25 protein-coding genes (1 of these 25 running past the window's edge) are annotated in these 20,723 nt (G+C 66.8%); 12 read left to right on the top strand and 13 right to left on the bottom strand.

The features are described 5' to 3' along the window. Entirely contained in the window at positions 1 to 1,161 is a 1,161-nt protein-coding gene (locus B9A95_RS13875; protein ID WP_084047859.1) for an acyl-CoA dehydrogenase family protein, read from the bottom strand. 196 nt (positions 1,162 to 1,357) lie between these two features. After that, positions 1,358 to 2,119 carry a TatD family hydrolase gene (locus B9A95_RS13880; protein ID WP_084047860.1) on the bottom strand — a complete coding sequence of 254 codons (762 nt, stop codon included), beginning with the start codon at positions 2,117 to 2,119 and terminating at the stop codon, positions 1,358 to 1,360. A 704-nt stretch (positions 2,120 to 2,823) separates the two neighbouring features. Between B9A95_RS13880 and B9A95_RS36305 the strand changes: the two genes are divergently transcribed. The 4 genes from B9A95_RS36305 (at position 2,824) to B9A95_RS13895 (ending at position 5,620) form a co-directional block, all read left to right on the top strand. Then, entirely contained in the window at positions 2,824 to 2,955 is a 132-nt protein-coding gene (locus tag B9A95_RS36305) for a hypothetical protein (RefSeq protein WP_281255870.1), read from the top strand. Between the two features lie 69 nt (positions 2,956 to 3,024). Continuing rightward, complete coding sequence (locus B9A95_RS13885; RefSeq protein WP_084047861.1) at positions 3,025 to 3,645, top strand: hypothetical protein; 621 nt, start codon at positions 3,025 to 3,027, stop codon at positions 3,643 to 3,645. Between the two features lie 16 nt (positions 3,646 to 3,661). Beyond that, complete coding sequence (locus B9A95_RS13890) at positions 3,662 to 4,561, top strand: LptA/OstA family protein (RefSeq protein WP_084047862.1); 900 nt, start codon at positions 3,662 to 3,664, stop codon at positions 4,559 to 4,561. A 9-nt stretch (positions 4,562 to 4,570) separates the two neighbouring features. Then, positions 4,571 to 5,620 carry an LptA/OstA family protein gene (locus B9A95_RS13895; protein ID WP_084047863.1) on the top strand — a complete coding sequence of 350 codons (1,050 nt, stop codon included), beginning with the start codon at positions 4,571 to 4,573 and terminating at the stop codon, positions 5,618 to 5,620. Between the two features lie 10 nt (positions 5,621 to 5,630). Here B9A95_RS13895 and B9A95_RS13900 read toward each other — a convergent pair whose 3' ends face one another. Both B9A95_RS13900 and B9A95_RS13905 read right to left on the bottom strand, forming a co-directional pair. Continuing rightward, positions 5,631 to 6,545 (bottom strand): L-lactate dehydrogenase, encoded by a 915-nt coding sequence (locus B9A95_RS13900; protein ID WP_084047864.1) that lies wholly within the window; start codon positions 6,543 to 6,545, stop codon positions 5,631 to 5,633. A 10-nt stretch (positions 6,546 to 6,555) separates the two neighbouring features. Next, the gene (locus tag B9A95_RS13905; RefSeq protein ID WP_084047865.1) at positions 6,556 to 7,071 is read right to left on the bottom strand and encodes a universal stress protein; all 516 of its coding nucleotides are present in this window, start codon (positions 7,069 to 7,071) and stop codon (positions 6,556 to 6,558) included. A gap of 91 nt (positions 7,072 to 7,162) precedes the next feature. Here B9A95_RS13905 and B9A95_RS13910 point away from each other — a divergent pair, with 91 nt between their 5' ends. Continuing rightward, positions 7,163 to 8,623: an MBL fold metallo-hydrolase RNA specificity domain-containing protein gene (locus tag B9A95_RS13910; protein WP_084047866.1), complete on the top strand. Its 1,461-nt coding sequence runs from the start codon at positions 7,163 to 7,165 to the stop codon at positions 8,621 to 8,623. Between the two features lie 2 nt (positions 8,624 to 8,625). Here the strand turns inward: B9A95_RS13910 and B9A95_RS13915 are convergent, their stop codons facing one another. Further along, positions 8,626 to 9,213, bottom strand: coding sequence for a 3'-5' exonuclease (locus B9A95_RS13915; protein ID WP_084047867.1), 588 nt, complete (start codon positions 9,211 to 9,213; stop codon positions 8,626 to 8,628). Positions 9,214 to 9,285: 72 nt separating this feature from the next. On the opposite strand from B9A95_RS13915, the gene B9A95_RS13920 reads away from it, so the two are divergent. After that, complete coding sequence (locus B9A95_RS13920; RefSeq protein ID WP_084047868.1) at positions 9,286 to 9,783, top strand: thioredoxin-like domain-containing protein; 498 nt, start codon at positions 9,286 to 9,288, stop codon at positions 9,781 to 9,783. Here the strand turns inward: B9A95_RS13920 and B9A95_RS13925 are convergent, their stop codons facing one another. Beyond that, a complete protein-coding gene (locus tag B9A95_RS13925) occupies positions 9,784 to 10,659 on the bottom strand; it encodes a sulfurtransferase (protein ID WP_084047869.1) in 876 nt (291 codons plus the stop codon). It abuts the gene before it with no gap. Positions 10,660 to 10,916: 257 nt separating this feature from the next. Here B9A95_RS13925 and B9A95_RS13930 point away from each other — a divergent pair, with 257 nt between their 5' ends. Next, on the top strand, positions 10,917 to 12,092 hold the full coding sequence (locus B9A95_RS13930; RefSeq protein ID WP_084047870.1) for a VLRF1 family aeRF1-type release factor: 1,176 nt from the start codon (positions 10,917 to 10,919) through the stop codon (positions 12,090 to 12,092). A 60-nt stretch (positions 12,093 to 12,152) separates the two neighbouring features. Here B9A95_RS13930 and rny read toward each other — a convergent pair whose 3' ends face one another. Further along, positions 12,153 to 13,841, bottom strand: a complete 1,689-nt coding sequence (rny, locus tag B9A95_RS13935; RefSeq protein ID WP_084047871.1) for a ribonuclease Y — start codon at positions 13,839 to 13,841, stop codon at positions 12,153 to 12,155. Positions 13,842 to 14,260: 419 nt separating this feature from the next. Between rny and B9A95_RS33760 the strand changes: the two genes are divergently transcribed. The 3 genes from B9A95_RS33760 to B9A95_RS33765 all read left to right on the top strand — a co-directional run bounded on the left by B9A95_RS33760 (position 14,261) and on the right by B9A95_RS33765 (position 14,876). Further along, positions 14,261 to 14,431, top strand: a complete 171-nt coding sequence (locus tag B9A95_RS33760; protein ID WP_170928650.1) for a hypothetical protein — start codon at positions 14,261 to 14,263, stop codon at positions 14,429 to 14,431. A 14-nt stretch (positions 14,432 to 14,445) separates the two neighbouring features. Beyond that, positions 14,446 to 14,640 carry a hypothetical protein gene (locus B9A95_RS32285; protein ID WP_139806789.1) on the top strand — a complete coding sequence of 65 codons (195 nt, stop codon included), beginning with the start codon at positions 14,446 to 14,448 and terminating at the stop codon, positions 14,638 to 14,640. A 62-nt stretch (positions 14,641 to 14,702) separates the two neighbouring features. Continuing rightward, positions 14,703 to 14,876, top strand: a complete 174-nt coding sequence (locus tag B9A95_RS33765) for a hypothetical protein (RefSeq protein WP_170928651.1) — start codon at positions 14,703 to 14,705, stop codon at positions 14,874 to 14,876. 138 nt (positions 14,877 to 15,014) lie between these two features. Here B9A95_RS33765 and rplI read toward each other — a convergent pair whose 3' ends face one another. The 4 genes from rplI to rpsF all read right to left on the bottom strand — a co-directional run bounded on the left by rplI (position 15,015) and on the right by rpsF (position 17,175). Continuing rightward, positions 15,015 to 15,455 carry a 50S ribosomal protein L9 gene (rplI, locus tag B9A95_RS13945; protein WP_084047873.1) on the bottom strand — a complete coding sequence of 147 codons (441 nt, stop codon included), beginning with the start codon at positions 15,453 to 15,455 and terminating at the stop codon, positions 15,015 to 15,017. A gap of 13 nt (positions 15,456 to 15,468) precedes the next feature. Further along, positions 15,469 to 15,744 carry a 30S ribosomal protein S18 gene (rpsR, locus tag B9A95_RS13950; protein WP_084047874.1) on the bottom strand — a complete coding sequence of 92 codons (276 nt, stop codon included), beginning with the start codon at positions 15,742 to 15,744 and terminating at the stop codon, positions 15,469 to 15,471. Between the two features lie 79 nt (positions 15,745 to 15,823). Next, positions 15,824 to 16,726: a single-stranded DNA-binding protein gene (locus B9A95_RS13955; protein ID WP_084047875.1), complete on the bottom strand. Its 903-nt coding sequence runs from the start codon at positions 16,724 to 16,726 to the stop codon at positions 15,824 to 15,826. Between the two features lie 140 nt (positions 16,727 to 16,866). Further along, the gene (gene rpsF / locus B9A95_RS13960) at positions 16,867 to 17,175 is read right to left on the bottom strand and encodes a 30S ribosomal protein S6 (RefSeq protein ID WP_084047876.1); all 309 of its coding nucleotides are present in this window, start codon (positions 17,173 to 17,175) and stop codon (positions 16,867 to 16,869) included. Positions 17,176 to 17,324: 149 nt separating this feature from the next. On the opposite strand from rpsF, the gene B9A95_RS13965 reads away from it, so the two are divergent. After that, positions 17,325 to 17,843, top strand: coding sequence for a DinB family protein (locus B9A95_RS13965; protein WP_084047877.1), 519 nt, complete (start codon positions 17,325 to 17,327; stop codon positions 17,841 to 17,843). Further along, complete coding sequence (locus tag B9A95_RS13970; protein ID WP_084047878.1) at positions 17,840 to 18,802, top strand: GNAT family N-acetyltransferase; 963 nt, start codon at positions 17,840 to 17,842, stop codon at positions 18,800 to 18,802. Before B9A95_RS13965 ends, B9A95_RS13970 begins: the two co-directional genes overlap by 4 nt. On the opposite strand, the gene B9A95_RS13975 is transcribed toward B9A95_RS13970, so the two are convergent. Both B9A95_RS13975 and prfB read right to left on the bottom strand, forming a co-directional pair. Next, positions 18,786 to 19,817 (bottom strand): serine/threonine-protein kinase, encoded by a 1,032-nt coding sequence (locus B9A95_RS13975; RefSeq protein WP_245808308.1) that lies wholly within the window; start codon positions 19,815 to 19,817, stop codon positions 18,786 to 18,788. The two genes, B9A95_RS13970 and B9A95_RS13975, sit on opposite strands and share 17 nt — an antisense overlap. A 144-nt stretch (positions 19,818 to 19,961) precedes the next feature. Continuing rightward, positions 19,962 to 20,723 (bottom strand): peptide chain release factor 2 gene (gene prfB, locus B9A95_RS13980; protein ID WP_212648330.1); it runs 334 nt beyond the window's last position. Within the gene, positions 19,962 to 20,723 belong to an annotated coding region that runs on past the window's edge; the region does not span the whole gene.

The following is a 20,723-nucleotide window of genomic DNA, read 5'->3' on the forward strand; positions in this document are numbered from 1 at the left end:
CTACTCCAACGCGCCCTGTCCAGTCAGATGCCGTCCGACGATCAGGGTGTGGATGTCGTGGGTGCCCTCGTAGGTGTCCACGGTTTCGAGGTTCAGCATGTGGCGAATGACCGGGTACTCGGTGGTGATGCCGTTGCCTCCCAACAGTTCGCGGGCCAGCCGCGCGCCCCCCAGGGCCACCCGCACGTTGTTGCGCTTGGCGTAGCTGACCTGCGCGTAGTTCATGCGCCCGGCGTCCTTCAGTTGTCCCAATCGCCACGCGAGCAGCAGCCCCGTGGAGTGGTCCGTCGCCATCCGCACCAGCTTGTCCTGCACGAGCTGCCGGGAGGCGAGCGCCTTGCCAAAGGTGGTCCGGCTGCCCGTGTAGTCCAGGGCTGTCTGGAGAACGGCCTCCAGCGCCCCCATCGCCCCCCACGCGATGCCGAAGCGGGCCGAGGTCAGGCAGGAGAGGGGCGATTTGAGTCCCCCGGAGCCCGGCATGAGGTTCTCAGCGGGAATGCGGCAATCGTCCAGTACGATCTCGCCGGTAATGGACGCGCGCAGGCTCATCTTGCGGCTGATCTTGGGAGCGCTGAAGCCGGACGCGTCCGTAGGCACGATAAAACCCCGCACCACGCTCTGGTCGTCCTTCGCCCACACCACGGCGAGGTCCGCCGCCGGGCTGTTGGTGATCCACATCTTGCTGCCGCTCAGCACGTATCCGTCGCCGTCGCGCCGCGCCCGCGTCCGCATCGCGCCGGGATCCGAGCCGCCGTCGGGCTCCGTCAGGCCGAAGCAGCCGATCAGCTCACCGCTGGCAAGGCCGGGCAGATACTTCCGCTTTTGCTCCTCGCTGCCGAAGGTCAGGATGGGGTACATCACCAGGCTGCCCTGGACGCTGGCCGCGCTGCGCAAGCCGCTGTCCACCCGCTCCAGTTCGTACATCATCGCTCCGTAGGCGCTGTAGCTCGTGCCCGCCCCGCCGTATTCCTCCGGGGTGGTGGGCCCGAGCAGTCCCATTCGGCCGAACGCGCGCATCACCTCGCGCACGGGCAGATCACCTCTGTCCCACCAGTCCGCCACCTGGGGCAGCAACTCGGCGTCGCAGAAGGCGCGCACGCTCTCGCGCACGAGGCGCTCGTCGGGCGAAAGCAAGTCAAAGACGGCAAATTCGTCGATCATGGAAAGCTCCGGGGAGAGGAGAGTGGGAAACGGATGGTGGGCGGTAGGAGGGTAAAGCATACCGGAGCGTGGGTTTTACCCCGCTCTCCCGGGGGACGGGCACAACCCGCAGGGAGGGGGCGTGTCGCCCGCAAGGCCGCACCACAGCTGCAACCCGAAGGAAAATCGCCGCGCCACATGCGTGGTCCTCCGCGCCCTAGAGGGGCAATCCATACACCCGCCGCGCGTTTTCGTCCGTCACCCGCTCCAGTTCCGCCGCGTCCACACCGCGCAGCCCGGCGATAAACTCCAACGTGTGCCGCACGTAGCCGGGGCGGTTGGGCTTGCCACGTTTGGGCACAGGCGCAAGGAAAGGCGCGTCCGTCTCCACAAGCAGGCGGTTCGGGGGCACCGCGCGGGCGGCCTCCTGAATCCCATGGGCATTCTTGTACGTCGCGTTGCCCGCAAAGCCGAAATAAGCGCCGCGCTCCACCCCATACGCCAGCAGCTCCGGGTGTCCACTGAAACAGTGCAGGATCACGGGTACGTCCGGCCAGGCCCGCAGCATGTCCAGCACCCCCCGGTGTGCCGAGTCCTGCCCCGCCTTGTCGCGCACGTGAATGACCAGCGGCTTGCCCACCCGCGCGGCGAGGTCCAGCTGCCACCCGAACGCTGAGACCTGCGCCGACCGTTTCGTGTCGTCCCAGTAGTCGTCGAGTCCGCTCTCGCCAATGCCTACCACACGTGGGTGTAAGGCCAGCGCTTCCAGCCCAGCGCGTGCATCGGCGCTGTCCTCGTCCGTTTCCGTGGGGTGTAGGCCCACGGTGGCCCACACGTCCCCGAACTGCTCGGCCAGAGCCACGGCGTTGCGGGCATGTTCTGAACTCGCCCCGATGCAGACCATGGCCGTCAGGCCCAGCTCGCCCCGCGCGGAGGCCGGCTCATCAAGGTAATCGAGGTGGCAGTGGGTGTCGATCATGGGAAAGAGGGTAGAGGGTGGCCGCCCGAAGTGGATGGGGAAGGGCGTAGGCGGGGCGAGCTGGGCCTGAAGCGCGTTTTCGGCGCGGTATACACGGCGGGATGGGGGCGCCCTTCCTGCCCGTGCCCGGCTCGCCGCGTTGCCTCTCGTGCTGCTCGGCGCGTGTCCGTAGGGCCCGCGGCCTGGGTCGGAGAACCGGAGAAGTTGCCCGCGGCGAGCGAGGCGTTTCTGGGCACGCCCGCGGCCCTCTCGGGGCACGTGCTGGACTTTGGGCTTGGGCAGGGGGCCAGCGCCTGCCAGGCCCGTGCCGGTGACGTGGACGCAGGAGCAGATGGTCCGCGAGGTGCGGGCAAACGGCTCACTTGAAGTCACGCTGGGCGAACAGGGCTTCTCCCCCCTGCGGGACATCGGGCAGGTGTTGTGGCGGGGGTCTTCCCCTTCCGGCGAGAGGAAACCCGGCGCGTCCTGTCCGGTTCGTGCGCTGCGCGCCGAGCCGCCCGGCGCTCTGGGGATCAGGGTCATGGGGTTCCTGGTGCCCCTGGCCAAGAGCGCCGCCCTCCGGCCGCAGACCTCCCCGGTGCCTGCCCCGTACCGCTTCCTGGAGCCGCAGGGCTGCCCCGTCTACTGGGACCGGGGCGTGAAGGTGCTTCAAGGTCTATGGCGAGCAGGCCAAACCCCAGTACGACGCCTCGGCCAAGCTGACCGTGCGCTGCGGCTGGAACAGCAGCGAGGTGGAACGCGTCGCCGCCGATGGGGTAGGCGGCTTCACGGTGTCCTGCACGGTGCCGGAGGCGCGGCCTGTGCCCCTGCTGCAACACCGGCTCATGACCCGGTAATTCCCCCGCCCTCACTCCTGTCAGCCTCGGCCCATCACTCTCATGAGGAGGGCACGCTAGAGTGCGCGCGTGCTGAAAGCCGGGGGATACGCGCTCATCGCGTTTGCTGTCTTCGCGCTGGTGTTCGCGCTTCTGCCTGTGTCCCGGGTGGCAGGCGCGCAGACCGGGGCCACGCTCTCAGGCGTGGCGCTGAGCCTGTATCCGTCTCGCGATGCGGACGCGGTGTGGAGGTTCCGGGCGGCGTCGGTCACCAACGATCCGCTCACTGGGGAGACCCGCCTCACCGGACTGTCGGAAGGTGGGCGCTGGATCACCGAACGCGACAAGGCGGGGCAGCCCACGGGCCGCCGCGTGCTGGACGCCACCCTGGCCGCGCCGGACCTTACCATCGACAGCCAGGACAACCTGAGCACCCATCAGGCCCTGATCACGCTGGTAAAGGAATGTGCAGCCATCCAGTTGACGGGCACGCCGCAACAGCCGGTCCGGGTGGAGCAGGGGAATGGCTTCAGCGCGCCCCTGACGAAGATCGACGCACCCTCCCTCAAGGCGGAGATTCCGCAATTGCGGATGGGTTTCGACTTCGTGATTCAGGATGCTGGCCCTTCCACCGTCATTTCCGACCTCGACGTCACGGAAACCTGTGAAAACGGCAAACGCGTCTCGCACAAGCCCTCTTCCCGTAAGTGAACGAAGGAGACCCACCATGCAGAAAACCACCGCCCGTCTGTCCCTGATCCTCGCCCTCACGGCCACCACGGTGCTCGCTCAGGGCGCCGAGAACCGCGTCATCAACATTCAGGGTGCGCCGAAAGGGGACGTCCGCAACGGACCGCTCACCTTCTCGGGCAGCCCGGTCAAGGCCACAGTGAGTAGCCTGCAGATTCAGGCGTCGCAGGCCACGCTGGCCGCACCCGCCGGAACGCCCCTCACCACCGCAAAGGGCAAGCGCACGGCGAACTTCACCGATAATGTGGTGGTCACACGCAAGCGCCTGACAGCCAAAGGCTCCAAGCTGATCTACAGCGAGTCCACCGGCCAGGGTGTGCTGAGCGGCAACGCCTCGGCCACCTTCGTGCCCGATGCCAAGGACAAGGCCGACGGGGACACCGTGACCATCAGCGCCGGGCAGATGAGCCTGGACGTGGACAACAACATGTCTACCAGCAGCGGCAGCGTCCGCATGACAAGCGGCAGCCAGAGCGGTCAGGCCGAGAAGCTGGTGTTCGACGAGGACCGGGAACTCGCGCAGTTGACCGGCACGCCGTCGCTGACCCGCGCCGCCAAGGGGAACCAGAAGGAACTGACCATGACCGGGCAGGAGGTCCGCGCGCTGACGGGCAGCAAGACGCTGTACGTCCGTGGCGGCGTCAAGCTGGTACAGGGCACGCTGACCACCACCGGTGACGCCGTGTACTACGACGACAAGAAGAACGTGGCCTATGTGGTGGGCAACGCGGTCAGCGTGGACAGCAAGACCAAGGTGACGGTCAAGGCCCCGGCGAGCGGCGCGCTGGAGCAGCGCACGGACCTTGCCCGCGTGCGTGCCCTGAACACGCCGTACAAGATTCCCGCGGAACAGTTCAAGTTCGGCACCGAGAAGTAAAATCACCTGATGCGCTTCCTGCTGTCCCTCACGCTGCTCCTCGCTCTCGGGGCGGCCCTGCCAGCCGGCGTGCGGGCGCAGAACACGGCCGCGCCCGGAACGCCGGATCCCGGAACCGCGGAGCCGGCACCCGACCCGGCAGGGCCCCGAACACCGCTGACCCCCGAATCTGCTCCTGCCAGCGCGGGAGGCGAGGCCGAGAACGCGGTGCTGGAACTCGTCCGCAAGGACAAGGACGGGCAGGAGCACCGCATCCGCATCGTCCGCACCGGTACCACCGACGAGACGGGCATCTTCACGGTATGCAGCCCTCAGGATGACGAGCCGCAGGACGCGCCCAACGTCGCCGTGTTCAGCGAGACGGGGGCGGGTGGCGTCCGCATCACCATCGACAAGAACGTGATCCGGGTGCCGCTCGCGGTGGTCACGCAGCGTCAGCCCAAGGAAGGGCAAGAGGGCAGCGACGGCCGGGTGGAGGCCAGCGCGGGCACGGCGCAGTTTCTCGACACGTCCCCGGAGGGCAAGACGGACCGCCTCAGCCGCTGCGCGGTGGGGGTAGACCCCAAACCTGCGCCCGAAACCGTGTTCGTCACCCAGGGCAAGACCGAACTCAAGGGCCAGAAGCTGGTGTACGACGAGACCGACGGCATCGCCCGCATTGACGGCCCGATCACCTTCGCGCGTCCCAGCGACGACGGCCCCCTGACGGGCCAGAGCGAGCGCATCGAGGTAAACGTTGATCAGGAAAAGACCACCCTCGTGGGGGGCGTGGTCCTGAACAGCAAGGGTGGACGCGTCAGCAAAGCTGCCCGGGTGGAGTACGACGATCAGGCCAACATCGCCCGCCTGATTGGCACCCCCGAGCAGCCTGCCGAGAGCCGTCAGGGCAACGACGTACTCAGCGCCCAATTGCTGATCTACAACCTCGATCGCGACGAGGTGGTGGTGCGCGCCGGGGAGAACGGCAATATCACCGGTGAGTTTCAGGATGAACAGGGCAGCTCCAGTTCGGGCCCGTCCTCCTCGCCCTCGCCCGCCAGCAGGCCCCCCGCCCCCTGAGCGGGGTTTTTTACGCCTTCAGCCGCTCTCCCCGCTTCTGCAGGACGTCCGCACTCTCTTGCAGCGCCGCCGCCTCCTGCGGGGTCAGGGTGGGGAGCAGCGTGCCCTCCACGCCACCCGCTCCCACGATGCGCGGCAGGCTGAGGCTGACCCCGTATTCCGGCGTGGGAGCGCTGACCGTCAACACCGAGCGGCGGTCCCCCAGTACCGCTTCCGCGATGCGGGCCAGGGCTGCGCCGATGCCGTAGTAGGTGGCGCGTTTGCCCTGGATGATGGTGGCGGCAGCGTCCCGCGTGCCGGTGTCGATCTCCCCGCGCAGTTCGGGCGTCCACTCCAGGCCGCGGGCAGCCATAAAGTCGGCCACAGGCAGCCCGGCGACGGCGGCCGTGCTCCAGGCCAGCACCTCGCTGTCGCCGTGCTCGCCCAGCACATAACCGTGGACGTGCCGGGGATCTACATTGGCCCGCTGGGCGATCATGTGCCGAAACCGGGCGCTGTCCAACACCGTGCCGGACCCCAGTACCGACTGCCCGGGAGCAAGGCGGCCTGCCAGGTCCGTCAGGAGGTCCACCGGATTGGTGGCGATCAGCAGCACCGCTTGCGGCGCGTGGTGGGCGATCTGCGGGATCACCGCACGGAAGATGGCCGCGTTCTTGTCCAGCAGGTCCAGACGGCTCTCACCGGGCTGCTGGTTGGCCCCAGCGGCCACCACGACCACCCGCGCGTCCGCCAGAGCCGCGTAACCGCCGCTGCTCACCCGCGTGCCGTGGCTCACGGGCGCGGCGTGGGCAATGTCTTGCGCTTCGGCCTGCGCGCGGGCCTCGTCGCGGTCCACGAGCACGAGGTCACTGCACGAGCCGCGCAGGGTCAGGGCGTAGGCCGCGGTCGCGCCGACGAGGCCCGCGCCGACCACAGCCACCTTCATGCCCGTACCCTCATGCGGGACCCCGCACAGTCAGCACGGGCAGGGGACTGCGGGCCACGAGCTTCTCGGCGCTGCTGCCCACGAGGAAGTGTTCCACCGCGCCCTTGGCGTGGGTGCCCACCACGATCAGCTCCGCGCCCCAGCGTTCAGCCGCATTTAGGATGCCCGTCACCGGGTCCCCCACGAGCAACTCGGTTTCCTCGCCCTCCTGCACCACTTCCGCCAACCTGTCTGCATCCGCGCCCTCCAGCACGTTCAGCATGGCAGGGTCCGGGCCGGCAGGCATGACTCCCCCGCCGAAGTCTGCCCGGGCCGTCGCGCGGGCGTCGGTTACGTGGACGAGGTGCAGTTGCGCGCCCGGAAAGCGCGTGCGGGCCAGGTTCAGCGCGTACAGCGAGGTGGGTGAAAAGTCGAGGGCCACCGTGATGCGCGCGAAGGGGGGTGCAGAGGCTGGCCCACCGGTCTGGCTGTCCGTGTCGTGGGAGTCCGAACCGGCCCCGGCCCTGATGATCAGCGGATCGCTCATGCGCCGAACGTACACCTGCCCCCGCCCTGCGGCCCACAGTCTGAAGGGCTGGTAAAGCCGGGAGAAAGGTTAGGCGCGTCACACTGCCGGTATGCATCTTCAAAGCCTGGGGGCGGCCCTTACCGTGACGGGCAGCGCACACCTGCTCAGGACGCGGAGCGGCGGAATGGTCCTGATCGACTGCGGCCTGTTTCAGGGCAGCGACGAGTTGGAAGCCCGCAACCGCGAGCCCTTTCCCTTCGAGCCGTCCGATCTGGCGGCCGTGATCGTCACGCACGCGCACCTCGATCACGTGGGGAGGTTGCCGCTGCTCGTCAATCGGGGCTACCGGGGACCGATCTTCTGCACGCCTCCCACGGCAGCCCTGGCCGAGACGGTGCTGCTGGACTCGGCCCGCTTGCAGGTGGAGGGCTTTCGCCAGGACCTGCGCCGCGCCCGCCGCCAGGGCCGTGAGTCCGAGGTCCTGCCCCCCCTGTACGAGGAAGAAGATGTTCACCGCACCCTCGCCCTGCTGCGCCCCGCCCTGGAGTTCGGAGAGGCCGCGAACATCGGGCCGCTGCGCGTTACGCCGGGGCGGGGGGGACACATCCTGGGCAGCGCTTACCTGCTTATCGAGGCCGATGGCGAGCGCCTGATCATGTCCGGCGATCTGGGCAACCGCGAGAGCGGCCTGCAACTGGACTTCACCCTGCCGCCTCCCGCCGACGCGGTGGTCATCGAAACCACCTACGCCAACCGCACCCACCGCTCGCTGCCGGAAACGCTGGCCGAATTCCGCGACGCCCTGCACAAGAGCGTTCGTGCGGGCGGCAAGATCTTGATTCCGACATTTGCCATCGAGCGGGCGCAGTTCATCCTGTATGAACTGAAGGCCCTGATGGACGCGGGCGAGGTGCCCCGGATTCCGGTGTTTCTCGACTCTCCGATGGCGGCCCGCGCCACCCACGAGTATTTCGAGTACGGCGACGAGCTGATCCCCGAGGTGCGGGACGCGCTACGAAGCGGGGAAGACCCCTTCCGGCCCTCCACGCTCCACACCGTGGTCACGAGCGCCGAGTCGCAGCGCATCAACCGCTACGACGGCCCGGCGATTATCCTGGCGGGCAACGGCATGATGACCGGAGGGCGCATTCAGCACCACCTGCGCCACCACCTCTGGAAGCCGGGCACCAGCCTGATCATCGTGTCCTACCAGTCGCCCAGCAGCCTCGGTGGACGCATCGTGGCGGGGGCACAGACGGTCCACATCATGGGTGAGGAAATCGCCGTCAAGGCCCAGATTCACACCATTGGCGGCTTTTCCGCCCACGCCGATCAGGACGACTTGCTGGACTTTCTGGAATCTACGGGCCAGCCGCGCGTCTGGCTGGTCCACGGCGAGCCGGACGTGATGGGAGCCTTCCTGCCCGTGCTCTCGGAGCGCGGTTTGACCGGCAACATCGTGCCGGACCACCACGAGGTGGACCTGCTGAGCACGTCGTTCTCGGAAGGGCGGCCTCCGGGAATGCTGGAGCACACGGGAGATGGGAAAGGCAGCGAAGGCGGCGAGTAGGCTCAGTCCTCGCGTACGGCGGGAGCCGCCACCCGCAGCAGTTCCGCATACAGCTTCGCCGTCACCGTCGCGTCTTCCAGCGCGTCGTGGGCCTGGTATTCCAGCCCAAAATGCTTGGCGAGTTGATCAAGCGGTGTGCCCAGCTTGCGCGGCAGCAGACCCGCGTGAATCAGGAACTGGGCGGTCAACTTGGTGTCCACCCGCCCGCGCCGAAATACCTGCCCCAGGTCCGGCAGCAGGGCCCGCAGAAAGCCGGTGTCGAAGTGCAGGTTGTGCCCGCCCAGAACCACCCGCCCGACTTCGCGGGCATAGGCGCGCACCGCGTTTGCCGCTTCCTCTGGCGGCAGGGCCTCGGCGTGGTGGGCCACCAGATCAATGCCGTTGACCTGCATCGCTTCCTCGTCCACGTCGTAGCGCTCGTGCCGCACTTGGACGTGCAGGGGCCGTGTGATTTCGCCCCCGGGGGTCAGCGTGACCAGCCCCACCGTCAGCAGAGGATGGCGCGCAGGGTCACGTCCGCCCGTCTCGGTGTCGACAAAGATGATGGGCTGGTGCAGCGCGGCCAGCGGGAGAGAGGCAGGGGCAGTCATAGATCAGCCTTCCACGTCCGCCGCCTGCCCTTCCTTGGGCCAGTCTTCATGTGGGGACGCTACCCTGAGGCTGTGAACCGGACGCTCCTCCTCGCCCTGCTGCCCCTCGCCCTCGCCGCCTGTGGAGACAAGGGCATCCAGGGCCTCAAGACCTTCAAGCACGAGGGCGGTGACCACCGCAGCGGCTCGCTGACCTACGCCGAGACGCCGCCCGCGGGCGGCGCCCACAACCCCGTGTGGCAGAACTGCGGCGTCTACACCCAGCCTCTCTACAACGAGTACGCCGTTCACAGCCTGGAACACGGCGCGGTGTGGATCACCTACCGGCCGGACCTGGGCGCCGAGGGGGTGGCCGAACTCAAGAAACTGGTGGACGGACACACCTACGCGTTGCTCAGCCCCTACGAGGGTCTGCCCTCTCCGGTGGTGGCGAGCGCGTGGAACGCCCAGGTGGCAGTGGAGGGTCCCACGGACGAACGCCTTAAAGCGTTCCTCGACAAGTACGAGCAGGGCCCCACTGCGCCCGAACGCGGCGCGGCCTGCTCGGGTGGGTACGGGGAAACGCGGTAGTCAGCTTCCCTCTCCTGTCGCCACCGGCCTCATGTCCTCGCTGATCCAGTCGCTCCACGATCCGGCGTACAGGCGGTTGTCCGGCCCCAGGGGCACGCCCGCCAGTTCGCGGGCGAGCAGATTGGGGGTGGCGCTCACGCCGCTGCCGCAATACATGATGGTGGGGGCGTTGCCCACGTGCAGCCGGGCGGATTGGGCCTCGCCGCCGCGCCAGTGGCCCCCGTCATCCTGCGCGCCCATCCACTCGCGGTTGATGGCCCCCGGGATGTGTCCGGCCTTGCGGTCTATCGGCTCCACCTCGCCCAGGTAGCGGTTGACTGCCCGCGAGTCGATCAGCACTGTATTCACGCCGCGCTTCATCACGTCCGCCGCCGTCGCCACCATGCCCGGCTGTACATGGGGAATAAAGACGGTGCCGGAGTGCGGGCGCTCGGTGTTGCTGGTGGGCCCGCGTTCCTGCATGTATGCGGGCCAGCCGCCGTCCAGCACATACACCTCGCGGTGCCCCAGCCAGCGCAGCAGCCACCACGCCCGGGTGGCGTAAAAGCCCTGGCCGCCCCGAGGATCGTCGTAGGTCACCACCGTGTGACCGTTGCCTATCCCTACCCGCCCCAGCCACGCCGCCAGTCCTTCAGGGTCCGGTAGGGGATGGCGGCCCCCCGCACCGCTCTCCTGCACGGGCCCGCTGAGGTCCGTTTCCAGATCGGCGTAGATGGCCCCTGGAACGTGGCTTTCCAGATACGCGATGCGCCCTACAAGCGGGTCTGCCAGGGTGTAGCGGCAGTCCAGCACCCGCAAGCCGGGATCGTGTAGGTGTTCGATGAGCCAGTTGGCCGACTTGAGCGGGGACTGGGCCGTCAAGGGAACTTGGGACATACGGGCAGCCTACACCGGGTGGCCGGCCAATAAAAAAGACAGGCCAAAAAAAACCCGCCTCTTTGGGCGGTGATGTCAATTACTTTAGCGCAGAATACACCGGAAGTCAACTTATGCACCTGTATGACGCGGGAGTCGCAAGAGTTGGCGTGGGCACCCAGGGAAGGCCAAGGCAAAAACGTAAACCGGGCTTCAGCAAATCCCGCGTATTTCTGTGAGGGGGCGTCCGAAGAATGGAAGCCACGAAAGGAGCAACAATGCTGACCCGAGCGGATATCCAGAGGATTCAGAGCCTGCCCGACGACGCGATGGTGCTGATGGCTGTCGTGAACGACAACCCGTCGCGTGAGGACAATATGGGCACGGGCCTCCAGTCGCGCGTGAAAGTGCAGATGACGGAGTCGGGCGTGCCCCCCACCGTCATGAACCAGGTGCTCGAAGACCTGGGCGCGCAGCGGGACCACCACGGCAAGAGCACCCTGTACGTGGTGGGTCAGGATTCATTTGACCGATTCGAGATTCAAGCGGACCTGCCCGAGCGCTTTCATTACGGGCGTCCCCTCAAGTCGCTGCTCGCGGCCATCCTGGAGCTGATGCCGACCGTGGCGGTGCTCGCCGTGGACCAGGAATGGGCGCGCCTGTTTATCCTGCGCCAGGGCGAGCTGACCGAGGTGCGCCGCGAGGAAAACGTGCGCCTGGACGATGGAGACCGCTGGGACACCATGGTCTCCGGCACCCGCCACGTGCCCGGTGCGCCGGGGTCCGGGGGTGCGGGGCGGGGCCAGCCTGGCAGTGGGCCGCGCAGCGACAGCGGCACGGACCTCTTTCAAAACCGTGAGGCCGCTGCACTCCAGCGCTTCTACAACACCATTGCCGAGGACCTGACCGAGCGCTTTCGGCGGGCGGGCATCGAGCAGCTCGTGCTCGTCGGCCCGGTGCAGCGCGTGGCCGAGTTCAAAGCGGAGATTTCCAAGACGGCCCCCTTCGAGGTCATCGGCGAGACGAACGTGTCCGGCGGTACGGGTTGGGTGCACGCAGGCGAGATACTGGAAAAGATCGCGCCCATCGTGGAAGCGCGGCGGCAGCAGGCTGAGGCCGAACTGCTCGCGGAGCTGCAGGAAAAGGGTGTTATGGAGCTGGAGCGCGTGTTGGAAATGGTGCAGGAAGCGCGCATCTACCGCCTCGTGATTCCCGAGGACGGCTCACAGTTCCACGTTTACCGCAGCCATAACCGCGAAGTGCCCTACTTCACGGGCAAGAAGGACCAGACCGAGAGTCCCCTCGACGGTAGCCTGATGGAACGCGTGACCCTGGAAGAGATCCTCCCCGACCTGATCGACCTTTACGGTCTGGAGGTGCGCCGCCTGCACGGTGACCACGCCCAGCGCCTGGTAAAGGAGTTCGGGGGTGTGGGAGGACTTCCCCGCTACTGAGCTGCACCAAAGGGAAGGGGCAGCCAGTGATGTGGCCGCCCCTTTTTCCTTTCCCTGAGCTCACCGCGCGACTTCCACCGCCCGGCTCTCCCGCACCACCGTTACCTGCACCTGACCCGGGTACTCCATGTCCTGCTCGATGCGGCTGGCGATCTCGCGCGCCAGCAGCGTGGCCTGCGCGTCCGTCACCTTTTCCGGCTGCACGATCACGCGCACCTCACGCCCGGCTTGGATGGCGTAGGCCTGCTGCACTCCCGGGAAGGCCACGGCGATCTGCTCCAGCTGTTCCAGGCGGCGCACGTAGGCGTCGAGTTCCTCACGCCGGGCCCCGGGGCGCGCGGCGCTGATTGCGTCGGCAGCGGCCACAAGCACCGAGTACAGCGTCTCGCCGTTTTCGGGATCGTGGTGGTGCGCGATGGCGTCGATCACTTCCGCCGGTTCGCCGAACCGTTTGGCAAGGTTGACGCCGATCTCGACGTGGGTGCCCTCGATCTCGCGGTCGATGCTCTTGCCCACATCGTGCATCAAACCGGCGCGGCGGGCGAGAGCAGCGTCCAGTCCCAGTTCGTCGGCCATGATGCCCGTCAGGTGGGCCACCTGAACTGAATGCTTCAGGACGTTCTGCCCATAGCTGGAGCGGAAGTACATCCGGCCCAGCAGCTGCACCAGCCCGGGCTTGAGGCCCACCACGCCCGCCTCGATGGCGGCCTCCTCGCCCTGGGCGTGGATAAAGGCCTTCATCTCATCCTGGGCCTTGTGGACCATCTCCTCGATGCGGGTGGGATGGATGCGTCCGTCCGCCACCAGCGATTCGAGCACGTGCCGCGCCACCTCGCGCCGGACCGGGTTGAAGGAGGACAGGATCACGGCTTCCGGGGTGTCGTCGATGATGAGGTCTACGCCGGTCAGCGCCTCAAAGGCACGGATGTTGCGGCCCTCGCGTCCGATCAAGCGGCCCTTCATCGCGTCGTTGGGGATGGGCACCACCGACACGCTGACCTGCGCGCTCGTCTCAGAGGCGCTGCGCTGAATGGCCTGCGCGATCACGCTGCGGGCGGTGCGCCTCGCCTCGGCGGTGGCGCGGTCGGTCATCGCTCGCACGCGGATGGCCTTTTCCTCCTCCAGCTCGGCGTCCAGCCGGCCCAGGATCAGCTCGCGCGCGGCCTCGGGGGTCAGCGACGCCACCTCATACAGCTTGAGATCAATCTGGCGGGCGCGGCCTTCCAGGTCGTTTTCCTGGCGGGTCAGCTCCCGGACCTGGGCGTCCAGACGTTCTTCGAGGGCGTCGAGCTTGTCGCCGCGCGAGTCGAGCTGCTCGGCCCGGCGGTTGAGGCGCTCGATCTCGCGCTTGAGCTCGTCGCGCTCGCGCCGGGTCTCCTGACGCTCGGAGGCGAGCAACTCGCGTTCGCGGGCCGTTTCCTGCTTGGCCTGCGCTCGCTCGGCGTCAATCTGGGTGCGCAGCGTCTGAAGCTGCTCGCGCTGGGACTCCAGCTGCTGGGAACTCTGGCGTTCACGGTCCTCGGCGTCCTGAAGGCGGCGGGTGGCGGTCTGGAGTCTCGATTCCGCTTGTGCATATAGCTCCTCGGCGGCCCCAGTGGCCTCTGCCCGAATCCGCTCGGCATCAGCGCGCGCCTTTTGCAACAGCGTGTCGTCGATGGCCGCCCGTTCCCGGCGTCCCCGCGTCATTCCCGCGAAGCCGCCACCTGCCAGTCCCACCAGGAGCGCCAGAATGACGTACAGAATAGTCATGTGGCCCTTCCTTTCGGTGCGCTGCCCGACTGCCCGCAGGACAGGCCCACAAGCTGAGCCGGGCAGCGCCAGAAAAATGTGTTGGAATGCGAGTGTGGACACTCACCGCGCAGTCTAGCTCTCCGCATCCCTGGGAGCGGTGCGGCGGCTCACCCCCTCTCCGCTTCCCCTACCGTCACCGGGACCAGCCCCAGCCGCGTCAAAAAGGGTTTGCCCGTGCCCTGAACCCCGTGGGTGGATGTCCTGGGCCGCGGCCGCATCAGCCGATACCAGCGTCTTCCGGAACGCTGAGACCGCGGAGCAGGCCATGGACACGCTGGCTGCTGCCGTGCTGGCGTAGAGACGGTCAAGCTGTACGGGCAGTTGCCTGAAGCTTACGTGGCGGCCCTGCAGCGCGCCGGGACCATGCGCTCCCAATCATGCCCAATCTCGGCACCCGCTCGGTCCAGGACCTGCGTGGCGCGCGGGTGGACGCCCTGCAAGCGCTCAAGCTCGGTGTGCGGGCGGTAGAGCGCGCCAGTAGCTTTGCCCTCGCCTTTCGCCGGTTGGGCCGAAGCCCAGCCGCAGGGTTTCCGGCGAGGGCGTACTGAATACCTTCGCCCGTGTGCTGGTGGAAGTGGGGAGCGGTGCTCGTGCCCACCCTCAGCCCTTCAGCGTCCACGAGGACCTGCGGCGGGACCTGAGGAGGCTCCCCCACGGTAGGGGGGAAGACGAGCGGGCCGGGAACCTGCGGGAAATGTGGAACGGCCTGCACGTGTCCGCCGCCACATGCGGGACGCTCGACTCGCCGCCGCGCTGACCGGCCGTGGGCTCGGTCTCGGCGGGCGGTGGGGTGAGGGCAGGAACCGATACCCCGCGGGAGTGGACAACCTTTTCGGCGGAGAACTTCACGCCGAACCCGCTCACCTCGTCATCCACGCGGGGCCCGCGCCCCTGGAGGCACGCTGGGCAGCGACGGGAACAGCGGGGCGTCTGCTGACTGGAACGGGGGTGTGGTGGGCGTTTTCCACCGGGGGGCACACGCTGGCGCCCTGATCGAGGAGGGCAGTCCAGCGTTGGACTTCACTGCCGCCCGCCGCCTCGGAACCGTGGTTCGGGGGCCAGGTCTGGGCTGAAATCAAAGAAAAGAAAGAAGCCCCAGCAGACGCTGGGGCTTGCTCTGTTGCTCGCGCCTTACTTCTGCGCGTGCACCACGAGCTTCATCGGGATGGTGACTTCCGGATGTGCCCGGTAGGCGATGTCGTACTCGCCAATTTCCTTGACGGTCTTGGGCATGTCGATACGGCGGCGGTCCACGTCGAAGCCGAGCCGGTCGAGCGCAGCGGCCACGTCGCCGTGGGTCACGGCCCCGTAGATCTTGCCTTCGCCCGCACGGACGCTGAGTTCCACGGCCACACCGTTGAGACGGCTGGCGAGGTCCTCGGCCTTGGCCTTCTCCTGCGCCTGGGTCTTCTGACGGGCGCGGAGCTGGGCCTCAAGCGTCTTCATGTTGGTGGCGCTTGCGGGCGTCGCCATGCCGCGCGGAATCAGGAAGTTGCGGGCATAGCCGGGCTTCACCGTCACCACGTCGCCGGTCTTGCCGAGGCGGCCGGGTTCAAGAAGGATTACTTGCATGGTTCAAGTCTCCTTACTTCCGGACCAGCTTCTCGGTGTAGGGCAGCAGCGCGAGCTGGCGGGCGATCTTGATCGTCTGCGAGATGCGGCGCTGGTGCTTGGCCGAGAGGCCGGTGCGGCGGCGGGGAAGGATCTTGCCGGTGTCAGAAATGAACCGGCGAAGCATCTTTACGTCTTTGTAGTCGGTGATTTCCAGCTCCCCGATGGAGAACGGATCAACCTTGGGCTTGCGGGGGCGTTTGGGCCCCTTGCCGCGCGGCTTGCGCTCGGCGTTGTTACCTTGGGTCATGTGGGGTTCCTCGGCGCGGTGCGCCTCGGGTCAAACCGTCCAACGCTCAGAACAGATGGACGGTTTGACCCTCCCTGCCTTAAAACGGCAGGTCTTCTTCTTCCGGCGGGAAATCGTCGAGACCTTGATCAATATCCAAGCCCCCCGAACGGGTCCCCGTGTTTGTCGCCCGGGCTGGCTGCGCGCGGCTCGCGCCTGTGCCCGCCTGGGGACGCGCCGAACTGCTCGCGGTCTGCGTGCGAGGTCCGGCGGAGGTGGCTGCGGGAGTGCCGGTCCCCGCGCCTCGGGAAAGGGCTTCGACTCGCGTCGCCTCTACTTTGGTGCTGTTGCGTTTGTTGCCGTCGCGGTCGGTCCACGCCTCGTTTGTCAGTCGGCCCTGGATCAGGACAGGATCGCCCTTTTTCAGGTCCTTCATCGACTCGGCGAGTTCGCGCCACAGCGTCACGTCGATCCAGTGCGTCTTTTCCTGCTTCTGTCCCTGGCGGTCTTGCCAACTCTCGTTTACGGCCAGGCCGATGCCGAGCACAGCGTCTCCGGCGGGGGTGTAGCGCAGTTCGGGATCGCGGGTCAGGTTGCCGATCACCAGCACCTCGTTCATACCGCGCCCCATGCGTACGCCGCCTCCGGCGTCCTGCACGAGTTCGGGCGTGTATCCAAGCTGCTCGATTCTCTGCGCCTTGACCTTCACCATGCTGCGTTTGCCGCCCTCGGGGGCTTCCCACTGGCTGTAGTCGAGGCTGCCCTCAACGAGCACAGCGTCGCCGCCCTTTAGGCCCTTTTCGGCCTGCCATTCGGCGGGTTTGCCCAGCAGGGAAACGCGGTGGTACCAGGGCAGCTTGCGTTCGCGTCCATCGTTGCCAATCACGTGGTCTTCACCAGCGATGGTGGCTTCGAAAACGGCCACACCGCTGGGGGTGTAGCGGAGTTCGGGATCGCGGGCAAGTGCGCCGACCAGATAAACGTGGTTCATGCCTCGGGCCATAACAGGGTCTCCTTAATGTTGCTGGCGTGGTACAGGGGCCTGTACGCGTACTGGGGTCTTATGCTGCTGGCGGTCTTGGCCCTTGCGGGTTGCCCACAGGCTACCAAAAAGCGGGCCATTACGTCAATGACGTAACAGAATCAAGCCTTCTTGGTCTTCCATTCGGGACGGTCTTTCACCACCAGGATGCGGCGCACGTTGTCGCGCAGACGCAGGCTGGAAGCGATGTCCTTTTCCGGGTTGCCACTGGCCTTGATGGTGTACATCAGGTAGTAACCCTCGCGGTCCTTGCCCACGGCGTAGGCGAGGCGGCGGTTGCCGACATCGTCAAGGTTGCTGATTTCCGCACCGGCTCCGCGCAGCGTTGTCTCGATGTAGTCCTTCTCGATCTGGAGCTGCTCGGCGCTGAGGTTGGGGTTCAGGATGAGGTTCAGGTCGTACTGGTTCATATCTCACCTCTCTTTCGTCCGCGCTTGGTGAATTTCCCATAACTGGGCCTCACCGGGCGGCGCAACTGGCAACTGTAGCAGAGCTGGGCCCGCGTTGCCAGAGCCACCCGGACCATGTGTGCTCCCCGACACTCCGGGTACGCTTGGGTATGAGTGAACAAACGCAGGGTGGAGAAGGGCAGAACTGGGCCGAGGGCATCCTGGACATCCTGAGAGAAGCGGTGGAGGGCGGTACTCCCGGTCAGGGCACCGCCTTTCTGGACGGCACGAAGGCAGATGGCAGCGGCAACCACGGCCTCCTCTCCACCCTCGCTGCGCTGAGCGCTGGGCAGGCCAGTCAGGACGTGTACGGCACGTCCATTGCTGGGCAGGCGCGGCACACCGCCTTTCACATGGAGGTGATCGTGCGCTGGGAGCGCGAAGGGGACCGGGGACCGTTTGACTGGAAGGGCAGCTTCCATCCGGCGCAGGTCGCCGAGGAGGAGTGGGAGGAAGTGCAGCGGCGCGTGCGGAGCGCTTATGAAACGCTGCTGTCCTTTACCCGGATGCAGGCCGACAAACCTGTCAACGGCGATATGACGGGAGGGCTGACCGGCGGTGTGGCGCACGTCACCTATCACCTCGGCGCGATTCGGCAGATGGTGAAGGCCCTGGGGCCGGCCGAGTGACCCTCCTGCTCCGCTCCTACGCGGACGCTGATGCTCCCGCCGTCTCAGCCCTCGTCAATGGGGTGACGGGCCGTGAAACCACACCTGAGAGTCTGCGTGCCGAAGATGTCCGGCGTGACCCCGCCAAGTTTCATCGCCGCTGGGTGGCCGAGCGAGAAGGAGAAATTCAGGGCCTGGGACTGCTAAACGCTTCTCCCTTTACTCCCCCCGGCTTCCTGCAGGCCACCATTCTCGTCGCGCCTCGCGCGCGCGGGCAGGGCGTGGGAGGACTGCTGTGGCGGGAAATGGAAGCCGCCAGTCGGGAGGAAGGTGCGGCGGGCCTTTCCGCCGATGTGCTTGACGGGGACCCCTCCAGCCGGGCCTGGGCCGAGCGACGGGGCTTTTGTGAACACGCCCACCGCTTTGCCTCAGAGCTGGACCTGGGCACCTTCGACGAATCGCTGCACGCCCAGGCGCTGCGCCGGGCAGAGGACCAGAGGGTCACGTTCACGGACCTGCGGGATGCGGACGAGGCGACGGTGGAACGTTATTTGAACTTCGTCGCCGACCGCCTGCCCGAGACGCCAGACCTGACCGGACACCCACGCTGGCCCCTCGCGCAGATCCGCGAGACCTTCCATCTCAACCACGATCCGCGCCCGGACTGGCTGATCCTGGCGGTGTCCAAGGAAGGCGAGTGGCTGGGCACCACGGCGATGGTGGTCTACCGGCACGCGAACATGGCCTACAACGAATTCACAGCCGTCCATCCGGAGGCGCGTGGGCGGGGGCTGGCGCTGCCCCTCAAGCTGCACGCAATTTGCCGGGCCCGAAAGGAAGGTCTGGGCGTGATGCGGACGAACAACCACAGCCGCAACGCGCCCATGCTCGCGGTCAACCGCAGGCTGGGCTTTCGGGAGCGGCCGGGGCGCTTCGAGATGCACCTCGGGCTGAAGGGCAACGTTACTTCCGACGTTTGAAGGGATTCCAGCGGGAACCGCCGCGCTCCGCCGCCGTATCTATGGGCGTGGCAGTTGCGGCGGAGTCGCGGGGAGCGGCTGGCGCATGCCGCCCCACGGGAGTGCTCGCCGCGACGGGCGCGGCTGGCTCGGGGCTAAGGTCCTCCTCCTCCGGCACCTCGCCGAGGGCCGCGAGCAACTCGCGGCGCAGCTCATTCGCGGTGGGGCGATCCTGCGGCCTCTTTGCGAGCGCCCTCTCCAACAGCCGGGCTGCCGGGCGCGGCACCTCAGGGCTGAGGTGCGAGAGTGGCGGCGCGAAGGTGTTGAGGTGGGCGCTCATCAATTCCTCGTAGGTGGTTCCCTGAAAGGGCCGCCTGCCGCTCAGCAGTTCGTAGGCCATCACACCCAAGCTGTACACGTCGCTCGCCAGGCTGCTGCCGTGACCGTGGTAGATCTCGGGCGCCATGTAAAAGGGACTGCCACTGCTCAGCCCCCCCTGCGCCGTGAAGTACGCGCTGCTCAAGTCCCCCAGGGACGCGCGGCCACCTTCCACATACACGTTTTGCGGCTTCACATCCTGGTGAACGGCACCGAGCGCGTGGAGGTACGTGAGGCCGGAAGCCACGTCCGCCAGAACGGGCAGCGTTTCTTCGAGGTCGAGCATCCCCGTTTTGCGGCGTTGCAAGACGTCGCTGAGGGTTCCATCCGGGTAGTAGCGCAGGGCCAGGAACGCCTTTGGACCAAAGGCCGTGCCCGCATACCCCGGTACCACATTGGGATGCCGAAATTGCAGTGAAAGCCGCACCTCATTGCCGAAGCGCTCGGCTGCCTCCTGGTTTTTCAGCGTTTCTTCCAGCGGCACCTTGAGGGCCACCTGCCGACCCCGCTCGTCTTGCGCCAGGTGCACGAGGGCCGTTTGCCCCCTTCCTAGGAGGTACAGGAGTTTGTAGCCGGGCAGGGTGCGCTGGGTCATAAGGAAGACGCTGCTGCCCGCAGCGCGGCCCGCCTCTCCGGGAGGTTCGCTGCAAGAAGTCAAGCCTCAGTGTAAAGGCAAGGCGTCACGTAAATCTGTCTCGTCTGGGCGCATTAAGAGAAAGTGGAGATGCCCGCCAGAGGCATCCCCACCTGCTCCTCATTCTCTCACTGCGCAGGTCTTTTGCGGCCCGGCAGACTGCGGAGCTTACTCGTCGTCTCCGCCGTCCTCAGCGGCCCGCTTGCCGGCCATCCATTCCAGTCCCGCCCACATCAGATCATCGAGGTCGCCGTCCAGAACTTGATCCGGGTTGTGCTTCATGACGCCCGTGCGGTGGTCTTTGATGTACTGCTTGTCCAGCACGTACGAGCGGATCTGAGAGCCCCACTCGATCTTTTTCTGCTCGCCGCGCGCCCTGGCTTCCTCCTCCTCGCGCTTGCGCATCTCAATGTCATAGAGGCGCTGCTTGAGGATCTGCAGGGCGATCTCGTGGTTCTTGATTTGAGAACGGGTCTGCTGTGAGGCCACGGCAATCCCGGTCGGCAGGTGGGTCAGGCGTACCGCGGAGTCGGTCGTGTTCACGCCCTGTCCGCCCGCCCCCTGAGAGCGAAACACGTCGCGCCGCAGGTCCGAGTCGGGGATGTGGATGTTGATCTCCTCTTCCGGTACCTCGGGCACCACGTCCACCGAGGCGAAGGAGGTATGGCGGCGGTTGTTGGAATCGAAGGGCGATACGCGCACGAGGCGGTGAACGCCGTGCTCCGGCGCGAGCATTCCGTAGGCCTTTTCGCCTCGGATGATGAATTCACTGCTGATGACACCCGCCTGCTCGCCGTCTATTTGGTCGATCAGGTCCACCCTGTAGCCCCGGCGTTCGGCCCAGCGCATGAACATCCGCGTGAGCATCCCCGCCCAGTCCTGTGACTCGGTGCCGCCCGCACCACTCTTGACGCGCAAAATGGCCGCCGT

It is taken from the genome of Deinococcus hopiensis KR-140 (assembly GCF_900176165.1).
In the GTDB taxonomy this organism is placed as follows: Bacteria; Deinococcota; Deinococci; order Deinococcales; family Deinococcaceae; genus Deinococcus; species Deinococcus hopiensis.

What these genes read in the sequence shown, in the direction of transcription:
- B9A95_RS13875 (WP_084047859.1), bottom strand. Translation starts at nt 1,161, where the DNA reads ATGATCGACGAATTTGCCGTCTTTGACTTGCTTTCGCCCGACGAGCGC.
- B9A95_RS13880 (WP_084047860.1), bottom strand. Translation starts at nt 2,119, where the DNA reads ATGATCGACACCCACTGCCACCTCGATTACCTTGATGAGCCGGCCTCC.
- B9A95_RS13890 (WP_084047862.1), top strand. Translation starts at nt 3,662, where the DNA reads ATGCAGAAAACCACCGCCCGTCTGTCCCTGATCCTCGCCCTCACGGCC.
- B9A95_RS13895 (WP_084047863.1), top strand. Translation starts at nt 4,571, where the DNA reads ATGCGCTTCCTGCTGTCCCTCACGCTGCTCCTCGCTCTCGGGGCGGCC.
- B9A95_RS13900 (WP_084047864.1), bottom strand. Translation starts at nt 6,545, where the DNA reads ATGAAGGTGGCTGTGGTCGGCGCGGGCCTCGTCGGCGCGACCGCGGCC.
- B9A95_RS13905 (WP_084047865.1), bottom strand. Translation starts at nt 7,071, where the DNA reads ATGAGCGATCCGCTGATCATCAGGGCCGGGGCCGGTTCGGACTCCCAC.
- B9A95_RS13910 (WP_084047866.1), top strand. Translation starts at nt 7,163, where the DNA reads ATGCATCTTCAAAGCCTGGGGGCGGCCCTTACCGTGACGGGCAGCGCA.
- B9A95_RS13915 (WP_084047867.1), bottom strand. Translation starts at nt 9,213, where the DNA reads ATGACTGCCCCTGCCTCTCTCCCGCTGGCCGCGCTGCACCAGCCCATC.
- B9A95_RS13925 (WP_084047869.1), bottom strand. Translation starts at nt 10,659, where the DNA reads ATGTCCCAAGTTCCCTTGACGGCCCAGTCCCCGCTCAAGTCGGCCAAC.
- B9A95_RS13930 (WP_084047870.1), top strand. Translation starts at nt 10,917, where the DNA reads ATGCTGACCCGAGCGGATATCCAGAGGATTCAGAGCCTGCCCGACGAC.
- rny (WP_084047871.1), bottom strand. Translation starts at nt 13,841, where the DNA reads ATGACTATTCTGTACGTCATTCTGGCGCTCCTGGTGGGACTGGCAGGT.
- B9A95_RS33760 (WP_170928650.1), top strand. Translation starts at nt 14,261, where the DNA reads ATGCCCAATCTCGGCACCCGCTCGGTCCAGGACCTGCGTGGCGCGCGG.
- rplI (WP_084047873.1), bottom strand. Translation starts at nt 15,455, where the DNA reads ATGCAAGTAATCCTTCTTGAACCCGGCCGCCTCGGCAAGACCGGCGAC.
- rpsR (WP_084047874.1), bottom strand. Translation starts at nt 15,744, where the DNA reads ATGACCCAAGGTAACAACGCCGAGCGCAAGCCGCGCGGCAAGGGGCCC.
- B9A95_RS13955 (WP_084047875.1), bottom strand. Translation starts at nt 16,726, where the DNA reads ATGGCCCGAGGCATGAACCACGTTTATCTGGTCGGCGCACTTGCCCGC.
- rpsF (WP_084047876.1), bottom strand. Translation starts at nt 17,175, where the DNA reads ATGAACCAGTACGACCTGAACCTCATCCTGAACCCCAACCTCAGCGCC.
- B9A95_RS13965 (WP_084047877.1), top strand. Translation starts at nt 17,325, where the DNA reads ATGAGTGAACAAACGCAGGGTGGAGAAGGGCAGAACTGGGCCGAGGGC.